The organism is Pantoea sp. ACRSC, from assembly GCF_022346785.1.
In the GTDB taxonomy this organism is placed as follows: Bacteria; Pseudomonadota; Gammaproteobacteria; order Enterobacterales; family Enterobacteriaceae; genus Pantoea; species Pantoea alvi.
On record NZ_JAKRNN010000006.1, the window covers coordinates 24165 to 50365 of the forward strand.

The 26201-nt window shown below is 61.8% G+C and carries 24 protein-coding genes and 3 tRNA genes; 9 read left to right on the top strand and 18 right to left on the bottom strand.

The annotated features are described in order from the left end of the window. Positions 1 to 23: 23 nt before the first annotated feature. The 3 genes from MHZ97_RS08315 to MHZ97_RS08325 form a co-directional block, all read right to left on the bottom strand. Positions 24 to 797, bottom strand: coding sequence for an amino acid ABC transporter ATP-binding protein (locus tag MHZ97_RS08315; protein ID WP_224481553.1), 774 nt, complete (start codon positions 795 to 797; stop codon positions 24 to 26). Further along, positions 794 to 1606: an amino acid ABC transporter permease gene (locus MHZ97_RS08320; RefSeq protein ID WP_103793855.1), complete on the bottom strand. Its 813-nt coding sequence runs from the start codon at positions 1604 to 1606 to the stop codon at positions 794 to 796. Before MHZ97_RS08320 ends, MHZ97_RS08315 begins: the two co-directional genes overlap by 4 nt. A 73-nt stretch (positions 1607 to 1679) precedes the next feature. Beyond that, positions 1680 to 2492 (bottom strand): ABC transporter substrate-binding protein, encoded by an 813-nt coding sequence (locus MHZ97_RS08325; protein WP_239314309.1) that lies wholly within the window; start codon positions 2490 to 2492, stop codon positions 1680 to 1682. 195 nt (positions 2493 to 2687) lie between these two features. On the opposite strand from MHZ97_RS08325, the gene MHZ97_RS08330 reads away from it, so the two are divergent. Continuing rightward, entirely contained in the window at positions 2688 to 3758 is a 1071-nt protein-coding gene (locus tag MHZ97_RS08330; RefSeq protein WP_103793857.1) for a LacI family DNA-binding transcriptional regulator, read from the top strand. On the opposite strand, the gene yfaU is transcribed toward MHZ97_RS08330, so the two are convergent. From yfaU to MHZ97_RS08355, 5 genes are all read right to left on the bottom strand, one after another. Further along, complete coding sequence (gene yfaU / locus MHZ97_RS08335) at positions 3752 to 4552, bottom strand: 2-keto-3-deoxy-L-rhamnonate aldolase (protein ID WP_239314310.1); 801 nt, start codon at positions 4550 to 4552, stop codon at positions 3752 to 3754. The genes MHZ97_RS08330 and yfaU overlap by 7 nt on opposite strands. Before the next feature lie 13 nt (positions 4553 to 4565). Further along, positions 4566 to 5852, bottom strand: a complete 1287-nt coding sequence (locus tag MHZ97_RS08340; RefSeq protein WP_239314311.1) for an MFS transporter — start codon at positions 5850 to 5852, stop codon at positions 4566 to 4568. Positions 5853 to 5894: 42 nt separating this feature from the next. Beyond that, positions 5895 to 7097, bottom strand: a complete 1203-nt coding sequence (gene rhmD / locus MHZ97_RS08345; RefSeq protein ID WP_103793860.1) for an L-rhamnonate dehydratase — start codon at positions 7095 to 7097, stop codon at positions 5895 to 5897. A gap of 13 nt (positions 7098 to 7110) precedes the next feature. Further along, entirely contained in the window at positions 7111 to 7893 is a 783-nt protein-coding gene (locus MHZ97_RS08350; protein ID WP_239314312.1) for an IclR family transcriptional regulator, read from the bottom strand. A 154-nt stretch (positions 7894 to 8047) separates the two neighbouring features. Continuing rightward, positions 8048 to 9499: a PLP-dependent aminotransferase family protein gene (locus MHZ97_RS08355; RefSeq protein ID WP_239314313.1), complete on the bottom strand. Its 1452-nt coding sequence runs from the start codon at positions 9497 to 9499 to the stop codon at positions 8048 to 8050. A gap of 102 nt (positions 9500 to 9601) precedes the next feature. Here MHZ97_RS08355 and MHZ97_RS08360 point away from each other — a divergent pair, with 102 nt between their 5' ends. After that, positions 9602 to 10315 carry a GNAT family N-acetyltransferase gene (locus tag MHZ97_RS08360; protein WP_239314314.1) on the top strand — a complete coding sequence of 238 codons (714 nt, stop codon included), beginning with the start codon at positions 9602 to 9604 and terminating at the stop codon, positions 10313 to 10315. A 1-nt stretch (position 10316) separates the two neighbouring features. On the opposite strand, the gene opgB is transcribed toward MHZ97_RS08360, so the two are convergent. Together opgB and MHZ97_RS08370 are read right to left on the bottom strand one after the other, a co-directional pair. After that, entirely contained in the window at positions 10317 to 12608 is a 2292-nt protein-coding gene (gene opgB / locus MHZ97_RS08365; protein ID WP_239314315.1) for a phosphatidylglycerol--membrane-oligosaccharide glycerophosphotransferase, read from the bottom strand. Positions 12609 to 12807: 199 nt separating this feature from the next. Continuing rightward, positions 12808 to 13197: a tautomerase family protein gene (locus MHZ97_RS08370; protein WP_239314316.1), complete on the bottom strand. Its 390-nt coding sequence runs from the start codon at positions 13195 to 13197 to the stop codon at positions 12808 to 12810. A gap of 120 nt (positions 13198 to 13317) precedes the next feature. On the opposite strand from MHZ97_RS08370, the gene MHZ97_RS08375 reads away from it, so the two are divergent. Then, positions 13318 to 14235, top strand: a complete 918-nt coding sequence (locus MHZ97_RS08375; RefSeq protein ID WP_239314317.1) for a LysR family transcriptional regulator — start codon at positions 13318 to 13320, stop codon at positions 14233 to 14235. On the opposite strand, the gene MHZ97_RS08380 is transcribed toward MHZ97_RS08375, so the two are convergent. Then, the gene (locus tag MHZ97_RS08380; protein ID WP_103793867.1) at positions 14209 to 15222 is read right to left on the bottom strand and encodes a glycosyltransferase family 32 protein; all 1014 of its coding nucleotides are present in this window, start codon (positions 15220 to 15222) and stop codon (positions 14209 to 14211) included. The two genes, MHZ97_RS08375 and MHZ97_RS08380, sit on opposite strands and share 27 nt — an antisense overlap. Positions 15223 to 15651: 429 nt before the next feature. Here MHZ97_RS08380 and MHZ97_RS08385 point away from each other — a divergent pair, with 429 nt between their 5' ends. After that, on the top strand, positions 15652 to 16605 hold the full coding sequence (locus MHZ97_RS08385; RefSeq protein WP_103793868.1) for a YncE family protein: 954 nt from the start codon (positions 15652 to 15654) through the stop codon (positions 16603 to 16605). Here MHZ97_RS08385 and MHZ97_RS08390 read toward each other — a convergent pair. Beyond that, positions 16598 to 17152 (bottom strand): histidine phosphatase family protein, encoded by a 555-nt coding sequence (locus tag MHZ97_RS08390; protein ID WP_103793869.1) that lies wholly within the window; start codon positions 17150 to 17152, stop codon positions 16598 to 16600. The genes MHZ97_RS08385 and MHZ97_RS08390 overlap by 8 nt on opposite strands. A gap of 576 nt (positions 17153 to 17728) precedes the next feature. Between MHZ97_RS08390 and MHZ97_RS08395 the strand changes: the two genes are divergently transcribed. The 4 genes from MHZ97_RS08395 (at position 17729) to MHZ97_RS08410 (ending at position 22652) form a co-directional block, all read left to right on the top strand. Further along, entirely contained in the window at positions 17729 to 19117 is a 1389-nt protein-coding gene (locus MHZ97_RS08395; RefSeq protein WP_239314318.1) for an MFS transporter, read from the top strand. A gap of 79 nt (positions 19118 to 19196) precedes the next feature. Then, a complete protein-coding gene (locus MHZ97_RS08400; RefSeq protein WP_374044224.1) occupies positions 19197 to 20231 on the top strand; it encodes a LacI family DNA-binding transcriptional regulator in 1035 nt (344 codons plus the stop codon). Beyond that, on the top strand, positions 20228 to 21214 hold the full coding sequence (locus MHZ97_RS08405) for a nucleoside hydrolase (RefSeq protein WP_103793871.1): 987 nt from the start codon (positions 20228 to 20230) through the stop codon (positions 21212 to 21214). The genes MHZ97_RS08400 and MHZ97_RS08405 overlap by 4 nt, the downstream gene beginning before the upstream one ends. 217 nt (positions 21215 to 21431) lie before the next feature. After that, the gene (locus MHZ97_RS08410; protein ID WP_239314319.1) at positions 21432 to 22652 is read left to right on the top strand and encodes an MFS transporter; all 1221 of its coding nucleotides are present in this window, start codon (positions 21432 to 21434) and stop codon (positions 22650 to 22652) included. On the opposite strand, the gene MHZ97_RS08415 is transcribed toward MHZ97_RS08410, so the two are convergent. From MHZ97_RS08415 to MHZ97_RS08425, 3 genes are all read right to left on the bottom strand, one after another. After that, entirely contained in the window at positions 22649 to 23113 is a 465-nt protein-coding gene (locus MHZ97_RS08415) for a YbaK/EbsC family protein (RefSeq protein WP_239314320.1), read from the bottom strand. The two genes, MHZ97_RS08410 and MHZ97_RS08415, sit on opposite strands and share 4 nt — an antisense overlap. 93 nt (positions 23114 to 23206) lie before the next feature. After that, positions 23207 to 23998 (bottom strand): siderophore-iron reductase FhuF, encoded by a 792-nt coding sequence (fhuF, locus tag MHZ97_RS08420; protein ID WP_239314321.1) that lies wholly within the window; start codon positions 23996 to 23998, stop codon positions 23207 to 23209. 163 nt (positions 23999 to 24161) lie between these two features. Beyond that, positions 24162 to 25256 carry a diguanylate cyclase gene (locus tag MHZ97_RS08425; RefSeq protein ID WP_103793875.1) on the bottom strand — a complete coding sequence of 365 codons (1095 nt, stop codon included), beginning with the start codon at positions 25254 to 25256 and terminating at the stop codon, positions 24162 to 24164. A gap of 228 nt (positions 25257 to 25484) precedes the next feature. On the opposite strand from MHZ97_RS08425, the gene MHZ97_RS08430 reads away from it, so the two are divergent. Then, positions 25485 to 25769, top strand: coding sequence for a DUF1435 domain-containing protein (locus tag MHZ97_RS08430; RefSeq protein WP_239314322.1), 285 nt, complete (start codon positions 25485 to 25487; stop codon positions 25767 to 25769). Between the two features lie 45 nt (positions 25770 to 25814). Here MHZ97_RS08430 and MHZ97_RS08435 read toward each other — a convergent pair. From MHZ97_RS08435 to MHZ97_RS08445, 3 genes are all read right to left on the bottom strand, one after another. Further along, a tRNA-Leu gene (locus tag MHZ97_RS08435) sits at positions 25815 to 25901 on the bottom strand. A gap of 29 nt (positions 25902 to 25930) precedes the next feature. Continuing rightward, a tRNA-Leu gene (locus MHZ97_RS08440) sits at positions 25931 to 26017 on the bottom strand. 32 nt (positions 26018 to 26049) lie between these two features. After that, positions 26050 to 26136 (bottom strand) — tRNA-Leu (locus MHZ97_RS08445). Between the last annotated feature and the right edge of the window lie 65 nt (positions 26137 to 26201).

Sequence of the window (26201 nt, forward strand, 5' to 3'; positions counted from 1 at the left end):
GTTCAGTTCAGAAAGAGAAGGATTTACAGCACTTCCGACAGAAAACGTTGCAGGCGCGGCGACTGCGGCGCGTCGAACAGCGCGGCGGGCGGGCCCGCCTCGACAATCTCGCCCTCGTCCATAAACACCACCTGATCGGCCACCTTGCGCGCGAATCCCATTTCATGGGTCACCACCACCATGGTCATGCCGCGCCGACAGAGATCGGCCATCAGCGTCAGCACCCCTTTTACCAGCTCGGGATCGAGCGCCGAGGTCGCCTCGTCAAACAGCATCACCTCGGGATCCATCGCCAGCGCGCGGGCGATCGCCACGCGCTGCTGCTGGCCGCCGGAGAGATCGCGCGGACGGTGATCGGCGCGCTGGCCGAGGCCCACCTCCTCAAGCCGCTGGCGCGCAATCGCCATCGCCTGCGCCTTCGGCAGGCCTTTCACCTTCCACGGGGCGAGCGCCACGTTCTCCAGCGCGGTGTGATCGGGAAAGAGGTTGAAGTGCTGGAACACCATGCCGATGCGCAGCCGCAGGGCGTCGGGCTTGTCCTGCAGCACCGAGCGTCCCGCCAGCAGCACATCGCCCGATTTAGGCTCATGCAGACGGTTGATGCCGCGCAGCAGCGTCGATTTACCGGAGCCGGACGGCCCGATAATGCAGGTGGTGCTGCCGGGCGCGATGCGCAGCGACACGCCGCGCAGCACATCAATCGGCCCATAGGAGAGCGAGAGATCGCGCAGCTCCAGGCTTGAACCTTTCCAGCTCGCCGCAGCGGGCGGCTCGCTCAGTTTCATCGCAACGCTCATGATTGCCCCCGATTGCTGGTTAAGGGTTGTGCGGTCAGCGCGCCTTCGTGGCGCTTTCGCACCTCTTCCACCTCTTTCAGGCCGCTCTGCGGCGCGGTGAGCCGCCGGCGGCCGGTGCGGTAGCGCACGTCGATAACGTTTACCGCGTGGGTCAGCGGCACGGTGATCATCAGGTAGAACAGGCCAGCCAGCATCAGCGGCGACAGGTTACCGGTCAGCACTGCCGCGTCCTGACCGACGCGAAACAGCTCGCGCTGGCCGGTCATCAGGCCAAGCAGGTAGACCAGCGAAGAGTCTTTGATGATGGCGATAAACTGGTTAACGATAGCGGGCAGCACGCGGCGGATACCCTGCGGGATCACCACCTGGCGCATGGCGCGGCCGTAGCTCATGCCGAGCGCGCGGCACGCTTCCATCTGCCCGCGCTCTACGCTCTGAATGCCCGCGCGGAAAATCTCGCCCATATAGGCGCTGGCGATCAGGCTAAGGGCGAAGATGCCGAGCGGGTAGGGCGTCGGACCGAACAGCTGGTAGCTGAAGCGCGCCAGGCCCTGACCAATCAGCAGGATGGTCAGAATCGATGGCAGGCCGCGAAACAGGTCGGTATAGAGCCGCGCGGGCAGCCGCAGCCAGCGCGACGGCGAAATGCCCATCAGCGCCAGCAGCAGGCCGAACAGCGTGCCGAGCAGCGTAGAGGCGATCGAGATGATCAGGGTATTGACCAGCCCGGTCGCCAGCAGCTGCGGCAGTACTTCCTTCATTGAGTCGAAGTCAAAGAAGGTGCGGGAAAGCATTGTCAGAAGATCCATCGCCGTACTCCATCAGTACGCGTGACGGGCGAACCCGTCACCGGTAAAAAGCCGAACGCGCAGCGTTCACATATTACTGGCCGCCAGGCAGGTACTCTTTGGGCATCGGCGAGCCGGGAAACCACTTCTGATAAAGCTGTTTCCAGGTGCCGTCCTGCATGGCGGCCTTGATGGCGTTGTCGAGCGCGGCCTTGAACGCCGGTTTGTTTTTGGCGATGGCGACGCCCGCCGGGGCATCGAATGACGGAATATCGGCGGCGGAGACCAGCTTGAAGTGCGTGGCGTAGCTTTTCGCCGCCTCATAGTCGAGGAAAACCGCATCCAGCGTGCCGTTGTTCAGCGCCGAGACGGCGGCGTTATTGTCGGGGAAGCGCACCACGTCGCTCTGGGTGAAGTGCTCCACCGCGTAGCTCTCCTGCAGCGTGCCCTGAATCACCCCAAGACGACGTTTCGCCAGCGTCTCGACGTTCTTCACGCCGCTGTCGCTGCGCGTCAGCACCGTCAGGTAGCCCGCCAGATAGCCGGTGGAGAAATCCACCGTTTTTTCGCGCGCCGGGGTAATACCGATGGCGGCAACGGCGGCGTCAAACTGACCGTTGGCGACGGCGGGCAGGATCGCGGAGAAGTCCTGTCCGACGAAATCCACCTGCTCGATGCCCATGCGGTGCGCCACGTTTTTAAAGAACTCCACGTCGAAGCCGGTGAACTGGCCGCTGGCGTCGGTGAAGGTATAGGGTTTGGAGTCACCCACGCTGGCGACGCGCAGGTGACCCGGCTCCAGCAGCCCCCAGGGGTTGTCGTTGCTGGCCGCCAGCGTGCTGAAAGAGAAAGAACAGAGTGCGATTGCTGCGCCACAGAGGGCGCTCAGGTGAATTGGCGATTTCATAGCTCATCCGTTTTTGCAGGTTAAACATCAGAGACAGCTGAGCCGGTAATAGTTGGTATATGAGACCGGTCTCAACGCAAATGACGACAAGAGGACAGTTGTTGTGAGACCGGTCTCAAGGCGTTAGAATGAGTTTAAGCACAGCATTTTTTCGCCGTCAATCTTCCTGTCATCAACCTGTGATTCGAATTAATTATGACCAATCAGAAAGCACGCATTAAAGCGCCCACCGTCGCCGACGTCGCCCGGGCGGCCAGCGTATCGAAAGCGCAGGCGGCAAGGGCGCTCGGCGGCTACGGCGCCGTCAGCGAAGAGGTCCAGACCCGAGTCAACCAGGCCGCGGCGGCGCTGGGCTATCGGCCCAACGAGGTGGCGCGCACCATGAATACCGGCCGATCCAACACCATCGGCGTGATCGTCGGCGATATCGAGAACCCGCACTTCGGGCTGGCGCTGCGCGGCATGGCCGACGTGGCGCGCCAGGCGGGCTTTCACCTGCTGCTGGGCAACAGCGATGAAAAGCTGCAGGCGGAGCAGGATGCGGTACGCGTGATGCTGGAGAAGCGGGTCGACGGCATCATCGTCGCGCCCAGCCACTCGGCGCGCGACAAAAATGATCATCTGCTGCAGGTGCTGGAGGAGGGACGCGCGCTCAGGCTGTTCGATCGTGCGGTTATCGATCTTAACGTGGAGGCGATCTGCTGCGATTTCACCGCCGTGGCGCGCGAGGCGACGCAGCGGCTGCTGGCGGCCGGACATGAGCGCATCGCCTATATCACCAGCATGGAGCTGGAGGATGCCTACCGCGACGCCTCGGACTTTGGCCTGACGCCGGTGGCGCAGCGTGTGGGCGGCATGATGGAGGCTTTTGCCGCGGCCGGTCGGACCTGCGATACCTCGCTGATCCAGGCCAACGCCGGCAGCGATGCGCAGATCGCGCGTATCGTCGAGTCGCTGTGGCAGCGCAGCGCGCCGCCGACCGCGCTGATCGCGTCGGACAGCCTGGTCGCCATGTCGCTGCTGCGCGCCGTGGCGCAGCGCGGGCTGCGCATTCCGCAGGATCTTTCCTTCATCATGTATGACAACTTTCCCTGGAGCGAAATTGTTGCGCCGCCGCTGACGGTGGTGGCGCAGCCGGTTTATGAGATGGGCCGCGAGGCGGCGCGCCGCCTGATCGCCGACATTCGCGGCGAGCGCATCGGCCCGCTGCCCGCGTTCGGCGCCGAGCTTATCCTGCGGCAGTCTATCGCCGCGCCCGCTCAGTAGCTGGCGCGCGGCGCGCCTGTGGCCTGCTGGCGAAACAGCGCCAGCCGCTGGTCCAGCGCGTCGGTATAGAGCATGGTGTCAACGCCGATGGCGATAAAGTTCGCGCCCCAGCTTATCGCCCGCTGCGCCATATCCTGATCGACCGCCAGGAAACCGGCGGCTTTGCCCGCCTTGCGGATGCGGCGAATGCTTTGCTCAATCACCTGCTGTACCTTGGGATGGGCGGCGTTGTCGGGATAGCCCAGCGAGGCGGAGAGATCCGCCGGGCCGATAAAGATACCGTCGACGCCTTCCACCTCCAGCAGCGCATCGAGATTATCAATTGCGGTTTTGCTCTCCGCCTGGATCAGCAGGCAAAGCTCCTCACCGGCGCGCGCCATATAGTTTTCTACTCGTCCCCAGCGCGCCGCCCGCGCCACGGCAGCCCCGACGCCGCGCGTGCCGACGGGCGGATAGCGCGTCGCCGCCACCAGCGCCCGCGCCTGCTCAGCGCTATCGATCATCGGCACCAGCAGCGTACGTGCGCCGATATCAAGAACCTGTTTAATTAACGCCTGCTGAAATTCCACCGGCCGGATGACCGGCTGGCTGCGGTAGGGCGCAATCGCCTGTAGCTGGTGATAGAGATCCTGCACCGTATTTGGCGCATGCTCGCCGTCGATCAGCAGCCAGTCATAGCCGCTGGTGGCGGCGATCTCAGCCAGATAGGAGGAGGTACTGCTTAGCCAGAGGCCGAGCTGGGTTTCGCCGCGTGCCAGACCGGCTTTAAACGGGTTAGGTAAGGGATCCTGCATGGTGCCTCCAGAGTTAATGTTTAGCTGGCGATGCCAGCGCAGTGCGAGAGTCAGGGGTCAGGCCGAAAATCATCAGCGCGCCTGCGGCGGCGATAGCGGCAAGCACCAGCAGTCCGGCGCTGCCGCTGTTAAACAGCGATTCGGCGTTGACGCGGATCAGCGGCGCCAGAAAGCCGCCCACCGCGCCGAACAGATTGACGAAACCGATACCGGCCGCCAGTGCGCTGCCGGAAAGCAGCTGCGTCGGCATGGTCCAGAACACCGGCTGCACGGCGATAAAGCCGATGGCCGCCACGCTCAGCGCCACGATCGCCAGCACCGGCGACACCAGGCCCGAGATGCCGATACCCGCGGCGGCGGCCAGCAGCGTTACCGCGGCGATCGGGCGACGTTCACCGCGGCGATCGGCATAGCGGGGGATCAGCCAGGTGCCGAACAGCGCGGCGATCCAGGGAATAGCGGCCACCAGCGACGCGACAAAGCCGACTTTGGTGCCCAGCAGCGCAGCGACCTGCGAGGGTAAAAAGAAGATCAGGCCATAGACCGCAATCTGGATGGTCATGTAGATCAGCGCCAGATGCCAGACGCGTCCCTGGCGCAGCGCATCGCGCAGCCGCGAGGTGGGCTTTTGTTGCTCCTCGCTCGCCAGCTGCTGCTGAAGCGCTGCTTTCTCCTCGCCGCTGAGAAAACGCGCCTGCGCCGGGCTGTTATCGAGCCAGGCAAAGGTAAACAGCCCGGCGGCCACCGCCATCAGCCCCTCAATCATAAACATCCAGAACCAGCCCGGATGGCCGAGAAAGCCGTGCATCTCCAGCAGGGCGCCAGAAAGCGGCGAGCCAAAGGTCAGCGCCAGCGGCGCGCCCATATAGAACAGCCCCATCACGCTGGCGCGCTGCTGCTGCGGAAACCACTGGGAGGTGAGGTAGATCATGCCGGGGAAAAAGCCCGCCTCCGCCGCGCCGAGCAGCGTGCGCACCAGCAAGAATTTCGCCTCGCTATCGGCAAAGGCCATCGCCGCGGAAAGGAACCCCCACAGCAGCGTTGTGCCGCCGATCCAGCTGCGTGCGCCGAAGCGGCGCATCAGCAGATTGGCGGGCACGCCCAACAGGGCATAGACCACAAAGAAGATGCCCGCCCCCAGCGCGTACGCCTCGTTGCTCAGGCCGGTATCCAGCTGGTAGGCCTGTTTTGCGAAGCCAATATTGGCGCGGTCGAGAAACGCCAGCACGTAGAGCATCAGCATAAAGGGGATCAGGCGGGCGCGGTTTTTGCGCACCGCCTGCTGTACAAGACTGTTCATCTTATCGATCCTCCCGACAGGGGCAGCGCGCGGCCTGCATCATTAGTGGGTATAGGGGCGTTTCAGGCCGTCGCGATTGAGTTCGACGCCGAAACCGGGTTTGTCGAGCACCGACTTGTGCAGGCGGCCGCGCGTCGGCACCGGCTCGTCGATCAGCAGCGGATCGAACTGCGGGCGCAGCGTGCTGCAGTCCGGGCTGGTCATCAGAAACTCGCTGAACGGACTATTGGTAAAAGTGATGACCGCGTGGTGTGAGTAGACCGACGAGCCGTGCGGCACCACCAGCTGGCCGCGCGATTTCGCCAGCGCGGCGATCTCGACCAGCGTGGTCAGCCCGCCGCACCAGCCGACGTCGGGCTGCAGGATATCGATGCCGGTATCCGCCAGGGTGCGGAACGAGCTGAGCGTGCCGTGATGTTCCCCGCTGGCGATCAGCATGCCCGGCGGCGCCTGGCGTTTCAGCTGCCGATAGCCTTCGTACTGCTGCGGCGGCAAACACTCTTCCAGCCACTTAAGGTTGTAGGGGGCGCAGGCGTGCGCCAGTCTGGTGGCAAAGTTAACGTCCTGGCTCATCCAGCAGTCGAGCATCAGCCAGAAGTCGGGACCGCAGGCTTCGCGATAGTGGGCGATACGCGCCACCTCTTTGCGGATGCCCGCGTCGCCGTCGTGCGGCCCCCACTGCACCGCCAGCTTGCCGCCGATAAAGCCCATCTCCTGCGCCAGATCGGGCCGCGCGCCGGTGGCGTAGAACTGCAGCTCGTCGCGCACTGCGCCGCCCAGCAACTGATAGACCGGCAGTTGCGTCACCTTGCCGAAGAGATCCCACAGCGCCAGGTCGACGCAGGAAAGGGTATTCATCACTATGCCGCCGGAGCCGGCGTAGAACATCGTCGCGTTCATCATCTGATCGTGAATCAGCCTGATATCGCTAACGCAGCGCCCCTCAATAAAGCGGTTCAGATGTTTTTCCACGATAAAGCAGCCCATCTCACCGCCGGTAGAGATAGCGAAGCCGGTCTGGCCATTATCAGCCTCGATTTCCACTACCAGCGTGCCCAGCACGTTAATGCCGAACGACTGGCGCGACTGCTCATAGGCCGGGTATTTGCTCATTGGCGTGGCGATATGATCGTCGATCCAGTGGCCGCCCGCCTGGTCGTGATAGTCAGCGCCCGCCGCGGCTTTCTCTGCGGTGGCGCCGCCGGTAAACCAGGCGCGGACGGTTTTGATTTTTGGCAAGCTCATAGCATTCTCCTGATTAAGAAGCGAAAGATTCCGCCGGGCTGCGCCAGCCCAGGGCGTAAGAGATATCGCGCGCGCAGGCCAGCGCCCGGCCAGCCAGATAGTCGCGGTTGTCGTCATCGATCTGCAGCCGCGTGCCGACCAGCGAAATAGCGGCAACTAACTGGCGACGGGCGTCGAAGATCGGCGCGGCGACGCAGCGTACGTCGGGATAATCCTCCCCGTTATCGAAGCTCCAGCCCTGGCGCCGGATGCGCGCCAGTTCAGTAAGCAGCGCCTCTGCGCTGCGAATGGAGGTTGGCGTAACGGCGACAAAGCGCAGCTGGCTAATGATCTGCGCCTGCTCCTCAGCGGGCTGCCAGGCGAGCAGGCATTTACCGATACCGGAGCGGTGCAGCGACAGGCTTTTGCCCTCATGGGATCGCACGCTGATGGTGGCGGGAGACTCCAGCTTCAGGATGTAGCAGGCGTGCCCGCCGTCGATAATGCCGAGATGACAAAGCAGGTTGCTCTCCTGCATCAGCCGCGTCAGGCGCGGACGGGCGATCTCGCGGAGATCCATCTTCTCCAGCGCATGCCCGGCAAACTCCACCAGCCGTGTCCACAGGCGGTAGCGATCGTGGCGATCCACCGTGATAAGGCGCTGCTTCTTTAGCTCGGCCAGCAGCAGATAGGCGCTGCTCTTTGGCAGCATCAGGCCGTCGATAATCTCGGCCGCGCTGCATGGGCCATGCTGGGCGATAAAGTTGAGGATGGCGATGCCGCGGGTAAGTGCGGGTACAGGGGTTATTTCCAGCATGCTGGACTCCAGTCTGATTATCTGGAGGCAGTGTTGGTAAATCAGCGAGCGGGAAACGTGAGCCGCTTCAAAGAAGCCAGGTCAGGAGAGCGTGGTTGCGCGCGCGACGCGCAGAGTGTGAGATGCGCCGCGCTGGCAGTACAGCGGGCTGGACTCAGCGCGCCAGCAGGCGACGAATCTGCCGCACGCCCGCTTTAAGCTGGGTGCCGCTGGTGTTGCCGTAGCCCAGCACCAGCCCGCGCAGCGGCGTCTCCTCCCCGCAGTAGCTGGAGAGCGCGGCGGGCGCGTAGCCCGCCTGCCACAGCTGCGCCGCCAGCGACGCGTCGTCGATCTCATCCGCCAGCCGCAGCACCAGATGCATGCCGCACTCGCCGCCCAGCAGCGCGACCCGCTCACCCAGCGTCTCCTGCAGCGCCTGCCGCAGCGTCTGCTGCCGCTGACGGTAAAGCCGACGCATCTTGCTGAGATGACGCATAAAGTCGCCGCTGGCGATAAAGGCGGCCAGCGCCTGTTGTTCAAGGCGGTTGCCGCCGCGCAGCAGCTCGTGCAGCGCCGGGCGCAGCGGCACCGCCAGCGTCGCAGGCAGCACCATAAAGCCCAGCCGCAGCGCCGGAAACAGCGTTTTGCTGAACGAGCCGACATAGATCACCGGCGCGCCGGGCGTCATGCCCTGCATCGCGCCGATCGGCTCGCCGACGTAGCGAAAATCACCGTCGTAGTCATCCTCGATAATCCACGCCTGATGCGCCTGTGCCTGGGCGAGCAGCGCCAGCCGTCGCGCCGCACTCATCACCGCCCCGGTAGGGTACTGATGGGTTGGCGAACAGAAGATCAGGCGCGGCGGAGCGCTCTGCCACAGCCGGGCGTCAGGCGCCAGTCCCTGCTCATCCACCGCCACCGCCTGCACGCGCAGATTGCCAGCCAGCATGGCGGATTTCGCGCCGCGATAGCCGGGATCCTCTACCCAGCCGATATCGCCGGGGTTGCTGAGCAGGGTGACGCAGAGCGACAGCGCCTGCTGCGCCCCCTCGGTGATCACAATCTGCTGCGGCTGGCAGCGCACGCCGCGCGTCAGGCTGAGATGCTGCGCCAGCGCTTCACGCAGCGCCATTTCGCCCAGCGGATCGCCATAGCCCAGCAGGCGCTGCGGCGTGTCGTTCAGCACGCGGTTAAGCGCGCGTCGCCAGGCGGCGAAGGGGAAATGGGTCAGCGCAGGCACGCCGGCGCGCAGCGGCATCTCTTCGCTGCTGTAGCGATGGCCGGAGTGCAGCAGCGCCACGCGATCGGCCACCGGCGCCTGGCTGCCAGTGTCGACCGCGGCGGGCGCGGGCAGGGCAATCGGACTGACGCGGCTGCCCTGGCGATCGCTGATCAGATAGCCTTCCGCCTGCAGCTGCGTCCAGGCGTTTATCACCGTATTGCGCGACACCTGAAGATCCTGCGCCAGCTGGCGCGTCGCGGGCAGGCGCGTGCCCGCCGGAAGCTGACCCGCAAGGATAGCGCGCTTCACGCGCAGGCAGAGCTGCTGCTGCAGGGTTTCACCGCCGCGCAGCGCGAGCGGCGCGGAGAGCAGCTGGATGGGGGAGGGCGAACAGCGGTCAGGCATGCGTGGATCCATCATTCTTTTAAGCCGTGGAGCTTTTTAGCCTACCAGAAAAGCGGCACGCTCAGGTGACCACCACTCAGGCGATCGCCACAAGGAGATGCTATGCCGCACACCACCAATGAATATGGCCAGCCGGTCGGCCTGCCGTTAACGGACTGGCAGCCGCGTCCGCTGCCGCAGCGCGAGACGCTGGAGGGCCGCTACTGCCGTCTTGAGCCGCTCAGCGTGGCGCAGCACGGCGAGGCGCTGCGCGCCGCCTATGCGCTGGCGCAGGATGGCCGCGACTGGACCTATCTGTTCGCCGGGCCCTTTGCCGACGAGGCGCAGTGGCTCAGCTATGCGCAGCAAATGGAAAGCAGCCGCGATCCGCTGCACTTCGCGGTGATCGATATGGAGAGCGGACGCGCGGCAGGCACGCTGGCGCTGATGCGCATCGCGCCCGAGCACGGCGTAATTGAAGTGGGGCACGTCGCCTTTTCGCCGCTGCTGAAGCGTACGCGTCAGGCGACCGAGGCGCATTTTCTGCTGATGCGCTACGCCTTCGAACAGCTCGGCTATCGCCGCTACGAGTGGAAGTGCGACAGCCTGAACGCCCCCTCGCGCCGCGCCGCCGCCCGGCTCGGTTTTCAGTATGAGGGGGAGTTTCGTCAGGCGATCGTCTACCGCGGCCGCACGCGCGATACCCACTGGTTCTCGATCGTCGACAGCGAATGGCCGCAGGTGAAGCAGGGCTTCCTGCGCTGGCTGGCGGCGGATAACTTCGGGGCCGACGGGCAGCAGCGCGAAACCCTGGAGGCGCTGCGCCAGCGGCCCTGAGCTAGCTCTGCGGCACGATGCGGATATCCACCATGCCGATGCCGAGCCGCCGCGGATCCTGGCCGGTAATATTGCCCAGGTTGCTCTGCTGCGGCTCCGGCGGCGCGATGGTCAGCGTACGCTCGCCCGCCGGATTGGTGAAGTGCAGCGTGGTGGTGGTGAGATCCTCGCCCAGCGTCAGCAGCTGCTCGCTATCGCCGACGCGCACCGGAATCGGGCGGTGCGCGTTAGGCCCGAAGGCGCGCGCGGTGATCACCATATCAAAGCGTGCCGGCAGCGGATCGACATATTCAATGCTGACCGCCGGTGCCAGGTTGGCGTTGGACCAGCGTCCCCAGTTTTCCCAGCGCGAGATGCCGCTGAAGCGCTTCACGCTGGCCGGCGCGCCCGGCACGGCGAACAGAAAGCGGTCGGCATCGTAGCGGATATCGTTATCTTCAACGCGCAGCAGCGCCTCATTGCGCTGGTAGTTGGCGGTGCTCAGCGCGCTCTGCGGAAACTGCGCCTGGCCTTTCCACTGCGTTTTGTCGATACGCGCAACGCTCGGCTGGCCGCCAAGCTGTCCCATCGCCACGCAGAAGTCGGTGGAGAGCGCCAGCTCAGGCTGCCACAGCCGCGCCATACGGAAGCAGCGATCGACCCAGACGAACTTCTCGCTGGCGGTAAAATCCGCCAGCTGGTAGCGCAGCGGCGCGGCATATTCCCCCTCCGGCAGCGGCTCGACGTGGTTTTCGGCGACGCGGAACAGGATCGGCAGCCGGAAGGTGGCGCCGGAAAAGCTGAAGCTGTTTTTCGCCGCATCGATAACGAAACGATCGAGCTTTTTCGGGAAGTTCCACAGCTGAATAATATCCGCCTTCCAGCGGGTGATATGGGACTTAAAATCAGCGAACTGGCCCGTCAGCGTCGTCCCCGCGAGGCTGCTGCGGCCGAGGCCGATCGCTTTATCGCCGCCGAGGATATCGAGCACCGTCGCGCCGTTATCCAGCGTGCTGCGCGGCTGGTCGATCACCTCCGCCTGCGGCCGATCGCCGCGGATCACCATAAAGAGATCGCGACGCGGCTGTTTGATCAAATAGGAATGGGCGGTGTTGTTCATCGCCAGATGATCTGAGGTCACCACGATCACCGTGTTTTTAAAGTAGGGCGACGCCTTGATGCGGGCGATCAGCCGCGCCACATGCTCCTGCGAGCAGGCCACTGCGCTGAAGGACTGGTTAGGCTTGCCCTCGTAGCTGTAGCTTTTGCGCTGGCAGCTGCGCGACACAAAACCGTCGGGATGGTGCGTATCCACGGTCAGGGCGAACAGGGCGAAGCGCTTCTGCTGACGCGACAGCGCCTCATATTTCTCAAACACCTCATCCATCACCGTATCGTCGTAGTAGCCCCAGTTGTTGCGGTAGGCTGGATCGGCGACGCTATCTTTCAGCTGCTGCGATCCCACCATATTGGCCGGATCGAAGCCGTGCGAGGTCAGAAAAACGTCTTTACCGGCAAAGCGCAGATCCGCGCCCTGAATAAACCAGTTCTCATAGCCGGAGTTTTTCAAAATATCGCCAAGGCAGACGTTTTGCGGATAGAAGCTGGAGAGCGCGGCAGAGGCGTTACCGTCGAAAGGGGCGAACAGCGGAATGCCGCACTGCGAAGCCACCATGCCCGCGATTGTATAGTCGGTGCCGGGCAGCTGCACGGTCTCGCTGAAATCCAGGCTCTGCGCCTTTTCCTGACTCAGCTCCGGCGCCAGGCCGGGGAAAACCTGCTCGTCAAAGTAGGTGCGTTCCAGGCTTTCGCCATAGATATAGACCAGATTGAGCTGCGGGTTGCTGATGACCTTTTGCGGCACTTTATAGTAGCTGTCGAAGTCGGAGTCGGCCAGCCGGGTGTGCGAGGCGACCAGGCTGGCGACCTGGCGAAACGCCGGGGTGGTCTGTACCGATCCTGCGGCGCAGGCCACCGCCAGCAGGCTCCAGCCGAGATGGTGCGGCCGCTCATGGCGCCGCAGCAGCCAGCTCAGCAGGCAGATCAGCAAAAAGAGCACCAGCAGCAGCCCGATAGCGGGCACCACATATTTACTGACGCCCGCGCCGGTCAGGCTATTGGTCAGGGTGTAGAGCACCGCGTCGTTAATGCCATCGCCGGTGAAGTAGTTGCTGGCAAAGAGTGTCGCGTTCAGCAAGACAAACAGCACCAGCAGAAGCAGCACAAAGGAGAACCACAATTTATGGCGGCCGGCTTTCCACGAGTAAACGGCAATGGCGGCCAGAAACAGCGCCACTGAGACACATTCGGACAACGTCAAATCCTCTCTTGAAGTGAGTTAGCGCATCCTGCGCAGCCCGCATTGAGTAAGGGTAGGTTTGCGTCAATCTATAATGGCTGTCATAGCGCTGCAACATATGCCGCCCGAATTGTGCAGTGGGTAATCTTTCAGAGGGAAAAGCGTGCGACGGCCGGGGTGGCCGTCGCGGATTGCGGTGAAAAAGAGCCGTAAATCAAAGCCGACCGGTAAGGTATTGCGCCTCGCCGTCGGCGAAGCTCCAGTCGCCTTTGTCGTTCGTAATAAAGCTGATCATCAGATCGTGGCCCTGCACGCCGCTGCTTTCGCGCAGCTCGCGCGCCAGCTCTGCCATAAAGCGCTGCTTTTGTTCCGCACTGCGCGGGCTGGTGTAGACGCGTACCATCACCAGGTTATCGCTGCGGCTAAAGCCGAGTCCGGTATCCTGGAAAACCATATTACACGCCTTGTTTTCGTGAACAATCTGGTAACGGTCGCGCGCCGGCACCTGAAAGGCGGTCAGCACCGCGCGGTGCGCCGCATCGAGCAGGGTGCGCAGTTCAGCTTCGGAACGGCCCTGTATCACATCAAATTGCAGTAGCGGCATCGCTTTTTCTCCTGTTGAGGGCGTAATCTATCTGTGCTGTGACAACTATCCTGACGCGTTGGCCAGCAAAGAAAAAGCGCGCCTGCTGAAATGATTATTCAATATAGTGAACAATGCCTGATGAAAGAGATAAAAACGGACGCGCTCTGGATCCATCTGCACTGGCTGCTGGTGCTGGCGGAGCAGGGCAGCTTTACCCGCGCGGCAGAGCGGCTTGAGGTGAGCAAAGCGGCGATGAGCCAAAAGATCAAAGAGCTGGAGCTGGCGGCGGGCACGGCGCTGGTGCAGCGCACCACGCGCAGCGTGCGGCTGACGGCGGCAGGCGAAAAGCTGGTGGAGGAGTTGCGCGACCCGTTCGCGCGTATCGAGCAGAGCTTTTTTGGCGTGCGCGACGCCGCCGGGCCGGTGCGCGGCCTGGTGAGAGTGACCGCGCCGGTGGCTTTTGCGCGCCAGCAGCTGGTGCCGCTCGTCGGGGATTTCCTGCGCGCCTGGCCGCATATCCGGCTGCAGCTCGACGTGACCGATCGCATTGTTTCCCTCAGCAGCGAAGGATTTGACCTGGCGATTCGCCACAGCAGCGCGCTGCCGGAAACGCACGTCGCGCTGCCGCTGTGCGATACGCGCACGCTGCTGGTGGCCTCGCCCGCTTATCTGGCGGCGCACGGCGCGCCGCAGACGCCGCATCAGCTGGCGCAGCACAACTGCTTATACTATCCGCGCGGCGTGGAAACCCCGCGCTGGACCTTCGCCGACGCGGCGCAGGAGCGGGTAGAGGTGAGGGTGCAGGGCAGTTTCGCCACCAACAACAGCGAGTCGATACGCGATGCGGCGCTACAGGGGCTGGGCATCGCTATGCTGCCGGACTTCAGCGCCCGCGAGGCGCTCGCCTCCGGCGCGCTGCAGCAGGTGCTGCCGCGCTGGCGAGCCGTAGAGGCCTTTGCGGAGAAGCTCTGGATCGTCAGGCCTTACGCCGCGCAGGTGCCGCGCGCGGTCACCACCTTTACGCACTGGCTACGCGCGCGCTTTGTCGACGCCTGACGACAGCGCCAGCTGCGTCGGCGCCAGCATCATCTCGCCCAGCAGGCTGGCGCGGTTATAGAGGCCGATGCGCAGATTAAAGTCGAGGTGCAGCCGCTCGTCGCCGCTCAGGCGGATAACCGGCGGCGGCGTTTGCGGCCGCTGACGAAACAGCACCGAACAGGCGAACGCGTCGCTGTTGCCGGCGTGCAGCTGCTGATAAAACCAGGCGTTAGCGTCCGCTTTGCGCAGGTGAAGATTCACGCGGCGATACTCTTTTACCGCCACCTGCTGCGCCAGCGACAGCAGCGCCTGCGCCGGGTGATGAATTTTCTGCACGATAAGCGGATAGTCGTCGCGCTTTTTCAGCTCGTTAATATAGTTCTGCACGCCGAGATTTTTAATCGGGGCCAGCTGTTTCAGCCATTCGCGAATAAAGGCGTTGCCCGGCGCAGCGGCGATAAACCAGCCTTCGATAACCGGCGACAGGAAATTAAGCGTGCTGTTCTCGCGGTAATAGCCAATAACGTCCATCGGCTTATCCTGCTGAACCTGGTGTACCCAGTCGAGCTTCTCAAATAACAGCGTGCCGCAGTCGATGCCGATGCCGCCAAAGCGGTGCAGCAGCTCCAGCCGGATAATTTCGCTTTTATGCGCAGGCGTCAGATCGGCGGAGATAAAGGTCATCTCCGGCAGCCACTGCGCCAGGGTGCTCTGCGTCACCAGATGCAGCGTATGGTCGGGATTGTCCTGGCGCAGCTGGTTGATATTCAGGCGCAGCGAGGGCGGCAGCGTGTCGTCGAGCCAGACCATCCAGATGGTTTTCGGGATCGCCGCAGGCGCTTTTTCAGCGGAGAGGATCACCAGATTCTCCTCCTGGCTGGCGTCATATTCCGGCGCGGAGAGGGCGCTGTGCTTTTTTTTCTGCCACAGCATTTGACTGCTGAAAGAGACGCGTTTCCAGCTGCGCCAGAGGGAGTGTGCAGGACGTTGAGCGTGTTGATTCATGATGCACCTGTTATTGTGATTATTGCGGCGGAAGTGTCCCCCATGAGGCGTAGCGCAGCGCGCGCATTCATTTCCTCACGATTGTGTATAAAAACTCTTCACTGATTTAATAAAGCATTATTTATATGCGCGCTACGACTTTTGCTGAATTTCAGATAATCCGGAATGCGAGAGGTGAAATTGTCGTTTATCGCCTTACCGTCTGCCTTATATTTAATTAAGGCGGTGCTTCGCTTTATTTATTGCCGTCGCTAAAGATAATCCTGGTTTTTATCTCTGCCCTCCAGAAACAGCAGGGGATGAGCGATTATTTCTTCTCCCATTGCGTTTATTCCGGTTGGTTAACCGTGCTGATGTGTCGATCGGGGCGTGGTGGCGCAGGCGCGGTTGTCTACGCTTAAGGAAGGCTTACTGAGAAAAGGAGTCGCTATGTCTGAACCCACCCGCGGGCTGCTGGCGGTTGATAAGCAGGGCAACCGCGTGCTGTTTCTCAATCCCGAGACCTTTGCCGTTGAGCGCGAGCTCAACGCTTTCCCGCCGCGCCCGCATGAACTGCTGATGCTGCCGGCCTGGCAAAAAGCCTACGTGCCGATCTACGGCGACGGCGTACACGGCGACAATCCCCATCCGGGTCACAAGGTGGCGGTAATCGATCTGGTGAAGCGCGAAATCAGCGGCTTTATCGATCTTTCGCCGCTGCGCGCGCCGCACAGCGGCCAGCTGGGGCGCGACGGCAAGGTTTATCTCTGCTGCGAAAACAGCGCGGCGGTGGCCGTTATCGATCCGGCGACCGACCGCGTGGAAAAAACCATTCCTGTTCCATCGCATAACGCCCACCGCCTGACGCTTTCGCCCAGCGGCCGCAAGCTGTTTACTGAAAACGAAGAGGACGCCAGCATCACCGTCGTGGATCTGTGTGAAGCGGAAGGGCGGGTCATCGATACCATTCTGCTGCCAGGCCCCATCGCCGGCATTGCGGCGTCGCCAAAGCATCCCTATCTGGTGGCCAGCGCGGCGGATGCGCCCTGTCTCTACGTTATCGACCGCCAGAGCCACCGGGTGCGCCAGCGGCTGGCGCTGCCGGGGCACCAAAAACCCTGTCAGGTGGTGCGATTCAGCGCCAACGGCGAGCGCCTGGTGGCGATAGGGGATCGGGAGCCCGTCATCACCCTGTTCGACGATCTGCTCAATCCGCTGGGGGATATCCCGGTAGGAAACCAGCCGATGGATGGCTGCTTCAGCCCCGATAATCAGCAGCTGCTGATCGCTAACGAAGGCGACGGCACCCTGAGCGCGATCGATCTGGCGCAAAACCGCGTTATCGCGACGCCGCGCGTTGGCACCGGCTGCGAAGTGCTGAGCTTTTTCGATCTGGTCAGATAAAAGGGCGGTGATAGATCGCGGAACTCCAGTGGCGGCTGCTGGCGTGCTTTTCCGCCTGCCAGCCGCGCTTGCGCAGCTCGCGCGCGATCATTTTATTCATCAGGCCGTGGCCGAGCAGCAGCACCGTGCCCTGCTCTGACAGCGCGATCAGCCGATCGGCGGCGCGCGCGGCGCGTGCGCGCGCCCGCTGCAGCGACTCGCTCTCGCCGGCATAGCCGCACAGCCACAGCATGCGCAGCAGCGTCAGCCAGAGCAGAGTCGGCATTTCAAGGCGACGCGCGGCGATCAGCGGAACCGAGATTTCGCTAAACAGCGCATCGATGTGGCTCGGCTGCAGGCCGAGACGGGTCAGCGACGAGCGCGCGCGCGGCAGCGGGCTGCAGACGATCACCGACGCCTGACGCGCAATGGTCAGGCTGCGGGGAGGCGGCATGTCGCATACCAGCGCCATATCATACGCCTCGCACCAGTCAGCCAGGCCCTGAGCGCTGAGCCGGCCGGCGACGCGATGATCCGGTTTGCCGTGTCGCATCAGGATAATGGTCACAGGACTCCTTATTTGTTCTGCTCTTAAGCCTAATGCAAAGCGGCGCAATGTTAAAACCTGACTTAACCGGACGAAACCGAGGGGGCTGTCATCCTGTGGTCATCTCTCCAGGGGATAACGCTGTTTGCTACGCGCTGACAGGTTACGTCCAGGTATTATTAAGAGAAAGTGTTAAGTCCAGAATGATACTGGTTTGATGGTATCTTTCTTTATGTTTTTAAGTTGTTGTATTTAAACAATGAAATCGGTTTCATCTTTTGCAGGGCTGTATGATTTTTAACAGACATGGCTAAATTTACTTGATTTATCTACGCGCGTAGATAAACTGGCGCCCAGTGATTACTCGCAGCGGACGAGGCGAGAATGGCTCAGTAAGTTTTGTTCTTTGCCTGCTTTACACGATCGGTGATTAACATCGGCAGCGCAGGCAAAGAGAGAGATTCCAACACCAGGGGATCTTTTACTGACCGCAATAAGGGTTAGCCAACCAGTTTATCGCCATCCAGGGCGTTCTGATTGCTATCAAAGAACCGTCCCACGGAAGGGCGTTCACAATCACTGATACAGGGAAAGAGTATGACGACACAACACCCCGTTGAGCGCGATGCCACGCGTCTGCATTCCGCCGCCGACGAGCGGCTGACCACCTCTGACGGGCGCAAAGATTTCTGGCGCGCCACCTTATCCTGCTGGCTGGGCACCGCGATGGAGTATGCGGATTTCGCGCTCTATGGCCTGGCGGCGGGCATTATCTTCGGCGATGTCTTTTTCCCGCAGGCGACCCCTGCAATGGCGCTGCTCTCCAGCTTCGCCACCTGGTCGGTCGGCTTTATCGCGCGTCCCATCGGCGCGGTGCTGTTCGGCTGGATCGGCGATCGAAAAGGGCGCAAGACGGTCATGGTCATCACCATTATTCTGATGGGCGCCTCCACCACCTTAATCGGCCTGATACCCAGCTATGCCGCTATCGGCGTCTGGGCGCCCGCCTGCCTGGTGCTGCTGCGCTTTACTCAGGGGCTGGGCGCCGGCGCGGAACTCTCCGGCGGCACGGTGATGCTGGGGGAATATGCACCGGCTGAGCGGCGCGGGCTGGTTTCTTCGGTGATCGCGTTAGGCTCCAACAGCGGCACGCTGCTCGCCGCGCTGGTGTGGCTGGTGGTCGTGCAGATGGATCAAGAGAGCCTGCTCGCCTGGGGATGGCGCATTCCTTTCCTCAGCAGCGTGCTGATTGCGCTGGTGGCGCTCTGGATTCGCCGCCACCTGCGCGAAACCCCGGTGTTTGAACGCAGAAAGCAGGAGCTGGAAGCGGAACGCGCTACGGCGCGCAGCGCGCAGCCGGTGGCGGACAGGCGCGGATTCTGGACGCGCACGCGCGCCTTCTGGACGCTGGTCGGCCTGCGTATCGGCGAGAACGGCCCCTCCTATCTGGCGCAGGGCTTTATGGTCGGCTATGTGGCAAAGGTGCTGATGGTCGATAAATCGGTGCCCACCACGGCGGTCTTTATCGCCTCGGTGCTGGGCTTTGCGGTGATCCCGCTGGCGGGCTGGCTCTCTGATCGCTTTGGCCGCCGCATCACCTACCGCGGCTTCTGCCTGCTGCTGATGTTTTACGCCTGGCCTGCCTTCTATCTGCTCGACAGCCGTGAACCGGCCATCGTGATCCCGGTGATTGTGGTGGGCATGGCGCTGGCGTCACTCGGCATCTACGGGGTACAGGCCGCATGGGGGGTAGAGCTGTTCGGCGTTAAACATCGCTACACTAAAATGGCGGTAGCGAAAGAGCTAGGCTCGATTCTGTCGGGCGGCACCGCACCGCTGCTGGCGGCGGCGATGCTCTCCTGGAGCGGCCACTGGTGGCCGATAGCGCTCTACTTCTCCGCAATGGCGGCCATCGGTTTCTTTACGACCTTTGTGGCGCCGGAGACGCGAGGGCGCGATCTTAATCTGCCGGAAGACGCCATCTAGTGCGGCGTCGCTTCCCGCGCACTAACGAACAGGCCGTGAGTATTCACGGCCTTTCGTGTTTACATCGGGAGCTAAAAGCTTGAAACAGCCGTCAGGCAAAGTGACACGCAGCGACGTGGCGAAAATGGCCGGCACCTCGGTGGCGGTGGTCAGCTACGTGATCAATAACGGCCCGCGGCCGGTAGCGGAAAGCACGCGTCAGCGCGTGCTGGAAGCGATCCGGCTGACCGGCTATCGCCCTAACGGCGTGGCGCGCGCCCTGGCGTCGGGCAGCACCAAAACCTACGGCCTGATTGTGCCGAATATCGGCAACACCTTTGTCGCCTCAATGGCGCACGTGCTGCTGCAGGCCTCGCTGGATCACGGCCATGTGATGCTGCTCGGCGACGCGGGCGACGACCGTCAGCGCGAGCTGGAGCTGATCCATAGCCTGCTGAACCGTCAGGTTGACGGCCTGTTTTACAACAGCGTCGATCGTCACCCCTATATCGACGTGATTCAGGCCAGCGGTACCCCGTTTGTGATGCTGGATCGCGTCGAACCGCAGCCCGGCGTCAGTATGCTGCGCGTTGACGAGCGGCAGGCGGCGTTTCAGGTCACCGCTCATCTGCTCAGCCACGGCTATCAGCAGGTCGGCATTATCAGCGGCCCGCTGGAGATGCTTAACGCACAGGATCGGATTCAGGGCTGGCGCGACGCGATGGCGGCGCACCAGGTGCCGGTCGATGAGGCGCTGATCTTTCCCGCCAGCTACACGCGGCAGGGCGGCTACGAGGCGGCGCAGCGCATGCTGGCCGGACCCGGCGTGCCGCGCGCGCTGTTCGCCAGCAACGAAGGTCAGGCGATCGGCGCGATTCGCGCTTTCTTTGAGCGCAACATTCGCGTACCGCAGGATGTGGCGCTGGTCTGCTTCAACGGCACCGATCAGTCCGCTTTCCATGTGCCGACCTTGACCACCGTGCGCCAGCCGCTGCCGGATATGGCGCGCTGCGCTATCGCCATGCTGCAAAACTGGGACGGTGAGGCGAAGCTCCACGAATTCCCGCACTACCTTGAAATTGGCGAATCCTGCGGCTGTACCCCGCCTGTAAAAACTAACGTGACGACAATATGAAAAGAGTGATTATTGACTGCGATCCGGGCAACGGCATCCCCGGCGCCAATACCGACGACGGGCTGGCGATCGCGCTGGCCCTTGCTTCGCCGGCGCTGTCGGTGGAGCTCATCACTACCGTCGCAGGCAATACGCCGAGCGATATCGGCGCGCGGGTGACAAAAGATCTGCTGGTGCGCCTCGGTTTGGCTATCCCGGTGGTGCAGGGCGCCTCGCAGGCGCTAAAAGAGGATCATGCGCCCTGGCGTGCGGCGCTCGATCGCCGCGTCGAGCAGCTCGATATGGTCAGTCTGTGGCAGGGCGTACGTGCGCCGATGCCGATGGCGCCGGACGGCTACGACGCGGCCGAGGCTATCGGCAGGCTGATTTGCGACAATCCCGGCGAAATCACCCTGGTGGCGATCGGTCCGCTGACCAACGTGGCCCTGGCGCTGCAGCGCTATCCGGCGATGGCGGAAGCGGTGGCGGAGATTGTGGTAATGGGCGGCGTGTTTGCGCTGGACGATTACATCAAAGACACCAATTTCGGTCTCGATCCCGAGGCGGCGCATCAGGTGCTGCACAGCGGCGCGGCCGTTACCCTGGTGCCGATGGATGTGACCACCCAGACGCTGCTGACCCATCAGGATCTGTCGCGCATCACCGCCAGCGATCATCCGCTCTCCCATTTTGTGCGCGACACGCTGCGCCCGTGGATCCATTACTCTATCCGCACCCGCCAGCTTGCGGGCAGCTGGATCCACGACGCCCTGGTGGTCGCCTGGCTGCTGAACCAGCGCGTGGCGAACGGCACCGACTATCGGGTGGATATTGAGCTGCGTCCAGGGGCAACGCGCGGCAAAAGCTGGCGCTACCGCACGCCGCTGCGCGTTGACGTCGGTATCCCCGACAACAGCGGCGCGCTGGTTCATGTGCTGCATCACGTCGACAACGCGCTGCTGCTGGAAATGATCGAACAGGCGCTCACCTCCCTCAAACGCTAATCCCCGGCGAGCAGGTGCGGCCAGGCCGCACCATCGCCCGGCGTGAAATGCGCCGACACCCTTAGTTACATCCTGACGTCAGGGATGCCAGCATTTGAACGCGCTGGCGTTTATCAAAGTGCTATAAACAAAACGTTAACAATATCGTAACCGTCTCGCCGGTTACGCCTTCCCTTTTTCGGACCCTTTATCCGAATGACCCTGACAGGATACGTTTATGTTTAACTGGACCCCGACCCAGCGGAATGTGGCGTTTGCCAGCTTCGCCAGCTGGACGCTGGACGCGTTTGACTTTTTTATTCTGGTGTTTGTTCTGAGCGACCTGGCGCACTACTTTCACACCTCGGTTTCCGACGTGTCGGTCGCCATTATGCTGACGCTGGCGGTGCGCCCGATCGGTGCGCTGCTGTTTGGGCGCCTGGCAGAAAAATATGGTCGCCGACCGATCCTGATGCTCAATATCGTGATGTTTTCGCTGTTTGAGCTGCTCTCCGCCTGGTCGCCCAGCTTCGGCGCCTTTCTCGGCTTTCGCGTTATCTACGGCGTGGCGATGGGCGGCATCTGGGGCGTCGCCTCATCACTGGCGATGGAGACCATTCCCGACCGCTCGCGCGGCCTGATGTCCGGCATCTTTCAGGCGGGCTATCCGTGCGGCTACCTGCTGGCGTCCGTGATCTTTGGGCTGTTTTTCGATGCGGTAGGCTGGCGCGGCATGTTCCTGATCGGCGCGCTGCCGATTCTGCTGCTGCCGTTTATCTACTTCAAAGTGCCGGAGTCGCCGGTCTGGCTGGCGGCGCGCGAGCGCCAGGAGAGCAGCGCGCTGCTGCCGATTATCCGCCAGCACTGGAAAATGTGTCTCTATATGGTGCTGCTGATGGCCTGCTTTAACTTCTTCAGCCACGGCACCCAGGATCTCTATCCCACCTTCCTGAAGGTGCAGCACCAGTTCGATGCCCATACCGTCAGCCTGATCGCCATCAGCTACAATATCGCGGCGATGCTGGGGGGCGTATGCTTCGGCGCGCTGTCGGAGCGTATCGGCCGTAAAAAGGCGATTATCCTGGCGTCGCTGCTGGCGCTGCCGGTGCTGCCGCTCTGGGCTTTTTCCAGCGGCTCCTGGGCGATTGGGCTGGGCGCGTTTCTGATGCAGTTTATGGTGCAGGGCGCGTGGGGCGTGGTGCCGACTTATCTCACCGAGCTGGTGCCCGCCAACGCGCGCGCGGTGCTGCCGGGCTTCGTTTATCAGCTGGGCAATCTGATCGCTTCGGTCAACGCCACGCTGCAGTCGCGCATCGCCGAGGCGCATAACGGCAACTACGGTCTGGGGATGGCCATTGTTGCCGGTTCGGTGGCGGTGCTGATCTGCCTGTTTGTCGCCTTTGGCCGCGAAACGCGCGGCATCGAAATCTCAGGCGCGGTATCGAAGCAGACGCGTTAGAGCGCTTCGCACACGTCTATCCACTGCGCCTGCGTCAGCTCGGCCATGCGCTGTGGCGTAATCCGCACGGCGCTATGGACGGCGCCCGCTGCGGGCAGCACTTCATCGAAGCGGCGCAGCGACTCGTCGCAGTAAACCCTGAGCGGATTCTCCAGCCCGAACGGGCAGACGCCGCCAACCGGATGGCCGGTCCAGTTCACCACTTCATCGACGCTGAGCATGCGCGCCTTCGCCCCCAGCGCCGCTTTTAGCTTGCGATTATCGAGCCGGGCATCGCCGCGCGTGACGATCAGCACGACTTCATCTTTGACTTTCAGCGACAGGGTTTTGGCGATTTGTCCCGGCGCGACGCCGTGAACGCGCGCCGCCATCTCCACGGTAGCGGTGCTTTGCGACATCTCGATAATGTCGATATCAGGTGCGTGTTCGGCGAAAAACTGCCGTACCGACTCCAGGCTCATCTTTTTCTCCATGCAGGTCGAAGGCGTAAAAACTGCCACAAGGCGGAAAAAGTGTAAACGAGAGAAAGGGAGAAAGTGCGTCGGGACGCGTTTTTATACGCTGAGCGTGCAGTTGCCGCAGCGTTCGACGTCGGGGATACGGTAGCGCTGGCAGCAGCTGCGTCTGACCATCTCGCCGCCGCGCGGCAGCATGGTGCGGTAAAGCGGATTATCGCTGCCGTCCTGCAGGCGGCTGGTAAAGAAGAGCATCTGCTCAAGCTGCAGAATCGTCGCCTCATCCAGCAGGGTTTTCAGTTCGCCGAGGAACCAGTGGAAGGAGAAGCCCATATTGTTCCAGATCAGCCTGGCGTTGATGCCGCCGTGCTGGGCGATGGCGTTCACCGCCGGGATCAGATGCTGCTGGATCAGGCGATCGATACGCTGCGGCGCGGTGAGGTAGCGCGCCTCTTCATCTTCGTGCGCCGCAATCCAGAAAGCGCAGGGGTGGCCATGCTCGTGGAACTGAACCTGGATATGCTGCGGCGAGCAGTCGAGCGCGCGCGATTCCGCCAGCAGCGCCAGCATCATCGGCGGCACCAGCAGGCCGAAATACCACTGCGCCCAGAGCGACTGAACCGGCTTCGCCTCCTGAACGGCGTCGGGGTGCTGACGATAGAGATAGTCGCTGTAGCGCTGCGCCAGCGCAGGGAAATGTTCCGGGCGAGCCCACTCCGCCAGCGTCAGGGCGTCTGCGGGAGCGGCTTCATCAAGGTGAATGCTGTCCAGCATATAGCTGTGCTGCTCGCGCATCAGATCGCGCAGCGCGCGCGCCAGCGAGCGATCGCCCTGCATAAAAATAGGCTGAGCGTACTGAAAGCGTTGAGATTGCTGCCTGATGATCGCCATGCTGAATAACACGCCCTGGAAGCAGAGAAGAAAGAATGATAATCGTTCTTAGTCCCATTCACAAGTCGGCGCGGCAGCAACAGATCAGCGGAAAGAAAATTTTCGGCGCAGGGCGGCATCAGCGCCAGCGGCGGCGCGGCGCGCACCGCCGCGCTGCGAAGCATTAAAGCACTTCGCTGCCGGCGGCGAGCGGTTTGGGCAACGCTTCCCAGGCGAGAATAGTATTTCTGCCCTGGTTTTTAGCAACGTAGAGCGCACGGTCGGCGTTAGCGACCGCCTGATCGAACTCGTCGTCAAATATCGGGGCAATGCCTGCGCTGACGGTAACGTGGGTGGAGACCTTTTCGTTGAAGCGATGGGGGATCTCGAGATCGAGCACATACTGGCGAATGCGCTCCGCCAGCTTCATGGCGATCGACGCGTTAACGTTGGTCATCAGCACCAGAAACTCTTCGCCACCGTAGCGCACCACCACATCGCGCGAGCGCACGGCGTCGCGGATCGCCACCGACACGCGCGCCAGCGCCTGGTCGCCCATGGCGTGGCCGTAGTTATCGTTGTACGCCTTGAAGTGGTCAATATCGAGCAGCAGCACAAAGTGGCTGCCGGCGTGATTTTCCAGAATATTGTCCAGCCGGTTTTTCAGTCCGCGTCGGTTATAGAGGCCGGTCAGCGGGTCCAGCATGCTGAGATCGCTGAAGGTCTCTTTTTCTTCATAGAGCTGGCGCATCAGGCGGCGGGTAAAGCGATCGACGCGGCGGCGCATCAGGTGTTGCAGAGAAAAGCCGATCAGCGGCAGCGAGATAGTCAGCAGCAGCATCGCCAGATGTTCGCCATTATCGAGCAGCAGCACCGTTACCACCGGCGGGGTGATATGCAGACAAAAGGCCGGCAGATAATCGCTCAGGGCGATGGCGCTAATAAAAAATACGCTAAGCAGGCTAATCGTCAGAAAGTTATCGTCAAAAAAGAAAACCTGATGATATTTAAGGTCAATATGCCAGGCCCAAAACGCACCAAGCAGTAACGCGACAGGATTTAATAAAGGTAATTTCAGTTTCGGCCTGATTAAACACGCAATTAACGTCGAGGCGCTAAATAGCGCAACGGTAATAACCGGAACCGGCAGGTCCGCTGCCGGGCTGCCAACGAAAGGGATCAGGCAAAAAAGCGATACGGCGACATTTAAAAACAGAAAGAGCATCAGCGATAGCCGATATTTGCTCTGTTTCAATTCATCGTAAGATTGTAATTTCATTATTAATACTCGAAACGGCCCTGAAATATCAAAGCGCATTCCGGCGAAAATAAAATTTTTTGCCGGACAATGAGCAAATTTGCTGTGTTATGAAAGGTGTTATCGGCCGCAATCTAGCATTTTCCAACTGGTCTGTCATCTTCCGGCCCGGGGGCGAAAAAAACAGGCTGCAAGATGAGATTTATTATCATATGATAATGCGAATTCTTATCATTTGAGGTCGGCGCAATGTTAATGGCTCTGTTTGCCGCCTGCGGTTTGTGGGGCGTTAGCTGGGTGATGGGGAAGAGACTGGACAGCGCGTGGGGCGTGCTGTTGCCCTGCGCGGCGATGCCGTGCTTTGCGCTATGGGAGCCGAGCTTTAGCCAGTGGCGCATAGTGATGGTGGTGGCGCTGCTGCTGACGGTGGTTATGCTGTTCCATCGCCGGTTACGTCACTATCTGCTGCTGCCTTCATGTCTGGCATTAGCGGGCGGATTAGCGGCCGTTGCGGTGATCTTTCATGGCGTCTGAAACAAGAAGAGTAAAGCCGGGAGGTAAAGCAGGGGAGGACAACTCTGGTGCGAAGAGAGGGACTTGAACCCTCACGTCCGTTAAGACACTAACACCTGAAGCTAGCGCGTCTACCAATTCCGCCACCTTCGCATTTGAGTCATCTTTTCATGTCGCCGCATTGGTGCGAAGAGAGGGACTTGAACCCTCACGTCCGTAAGAACACTAACACCTGAAGCTAGCGCGTCTACCAATTCCGCCACCTTCGCGCAGTGCGATGCGAGATGAAAATCGTGGTTGTTGGTGCGAAGAGAGGGACTTGAACCCTCACGTCCGTTAAGACACTAACACCTGAAGCTAGCGCGTCTACCAATTCCGCCACCTTCGCGTACCAGCAATACATGACAGTATTGCAACCACGGAGGCGCATTCTAGAGATTTTACACCCGGCGT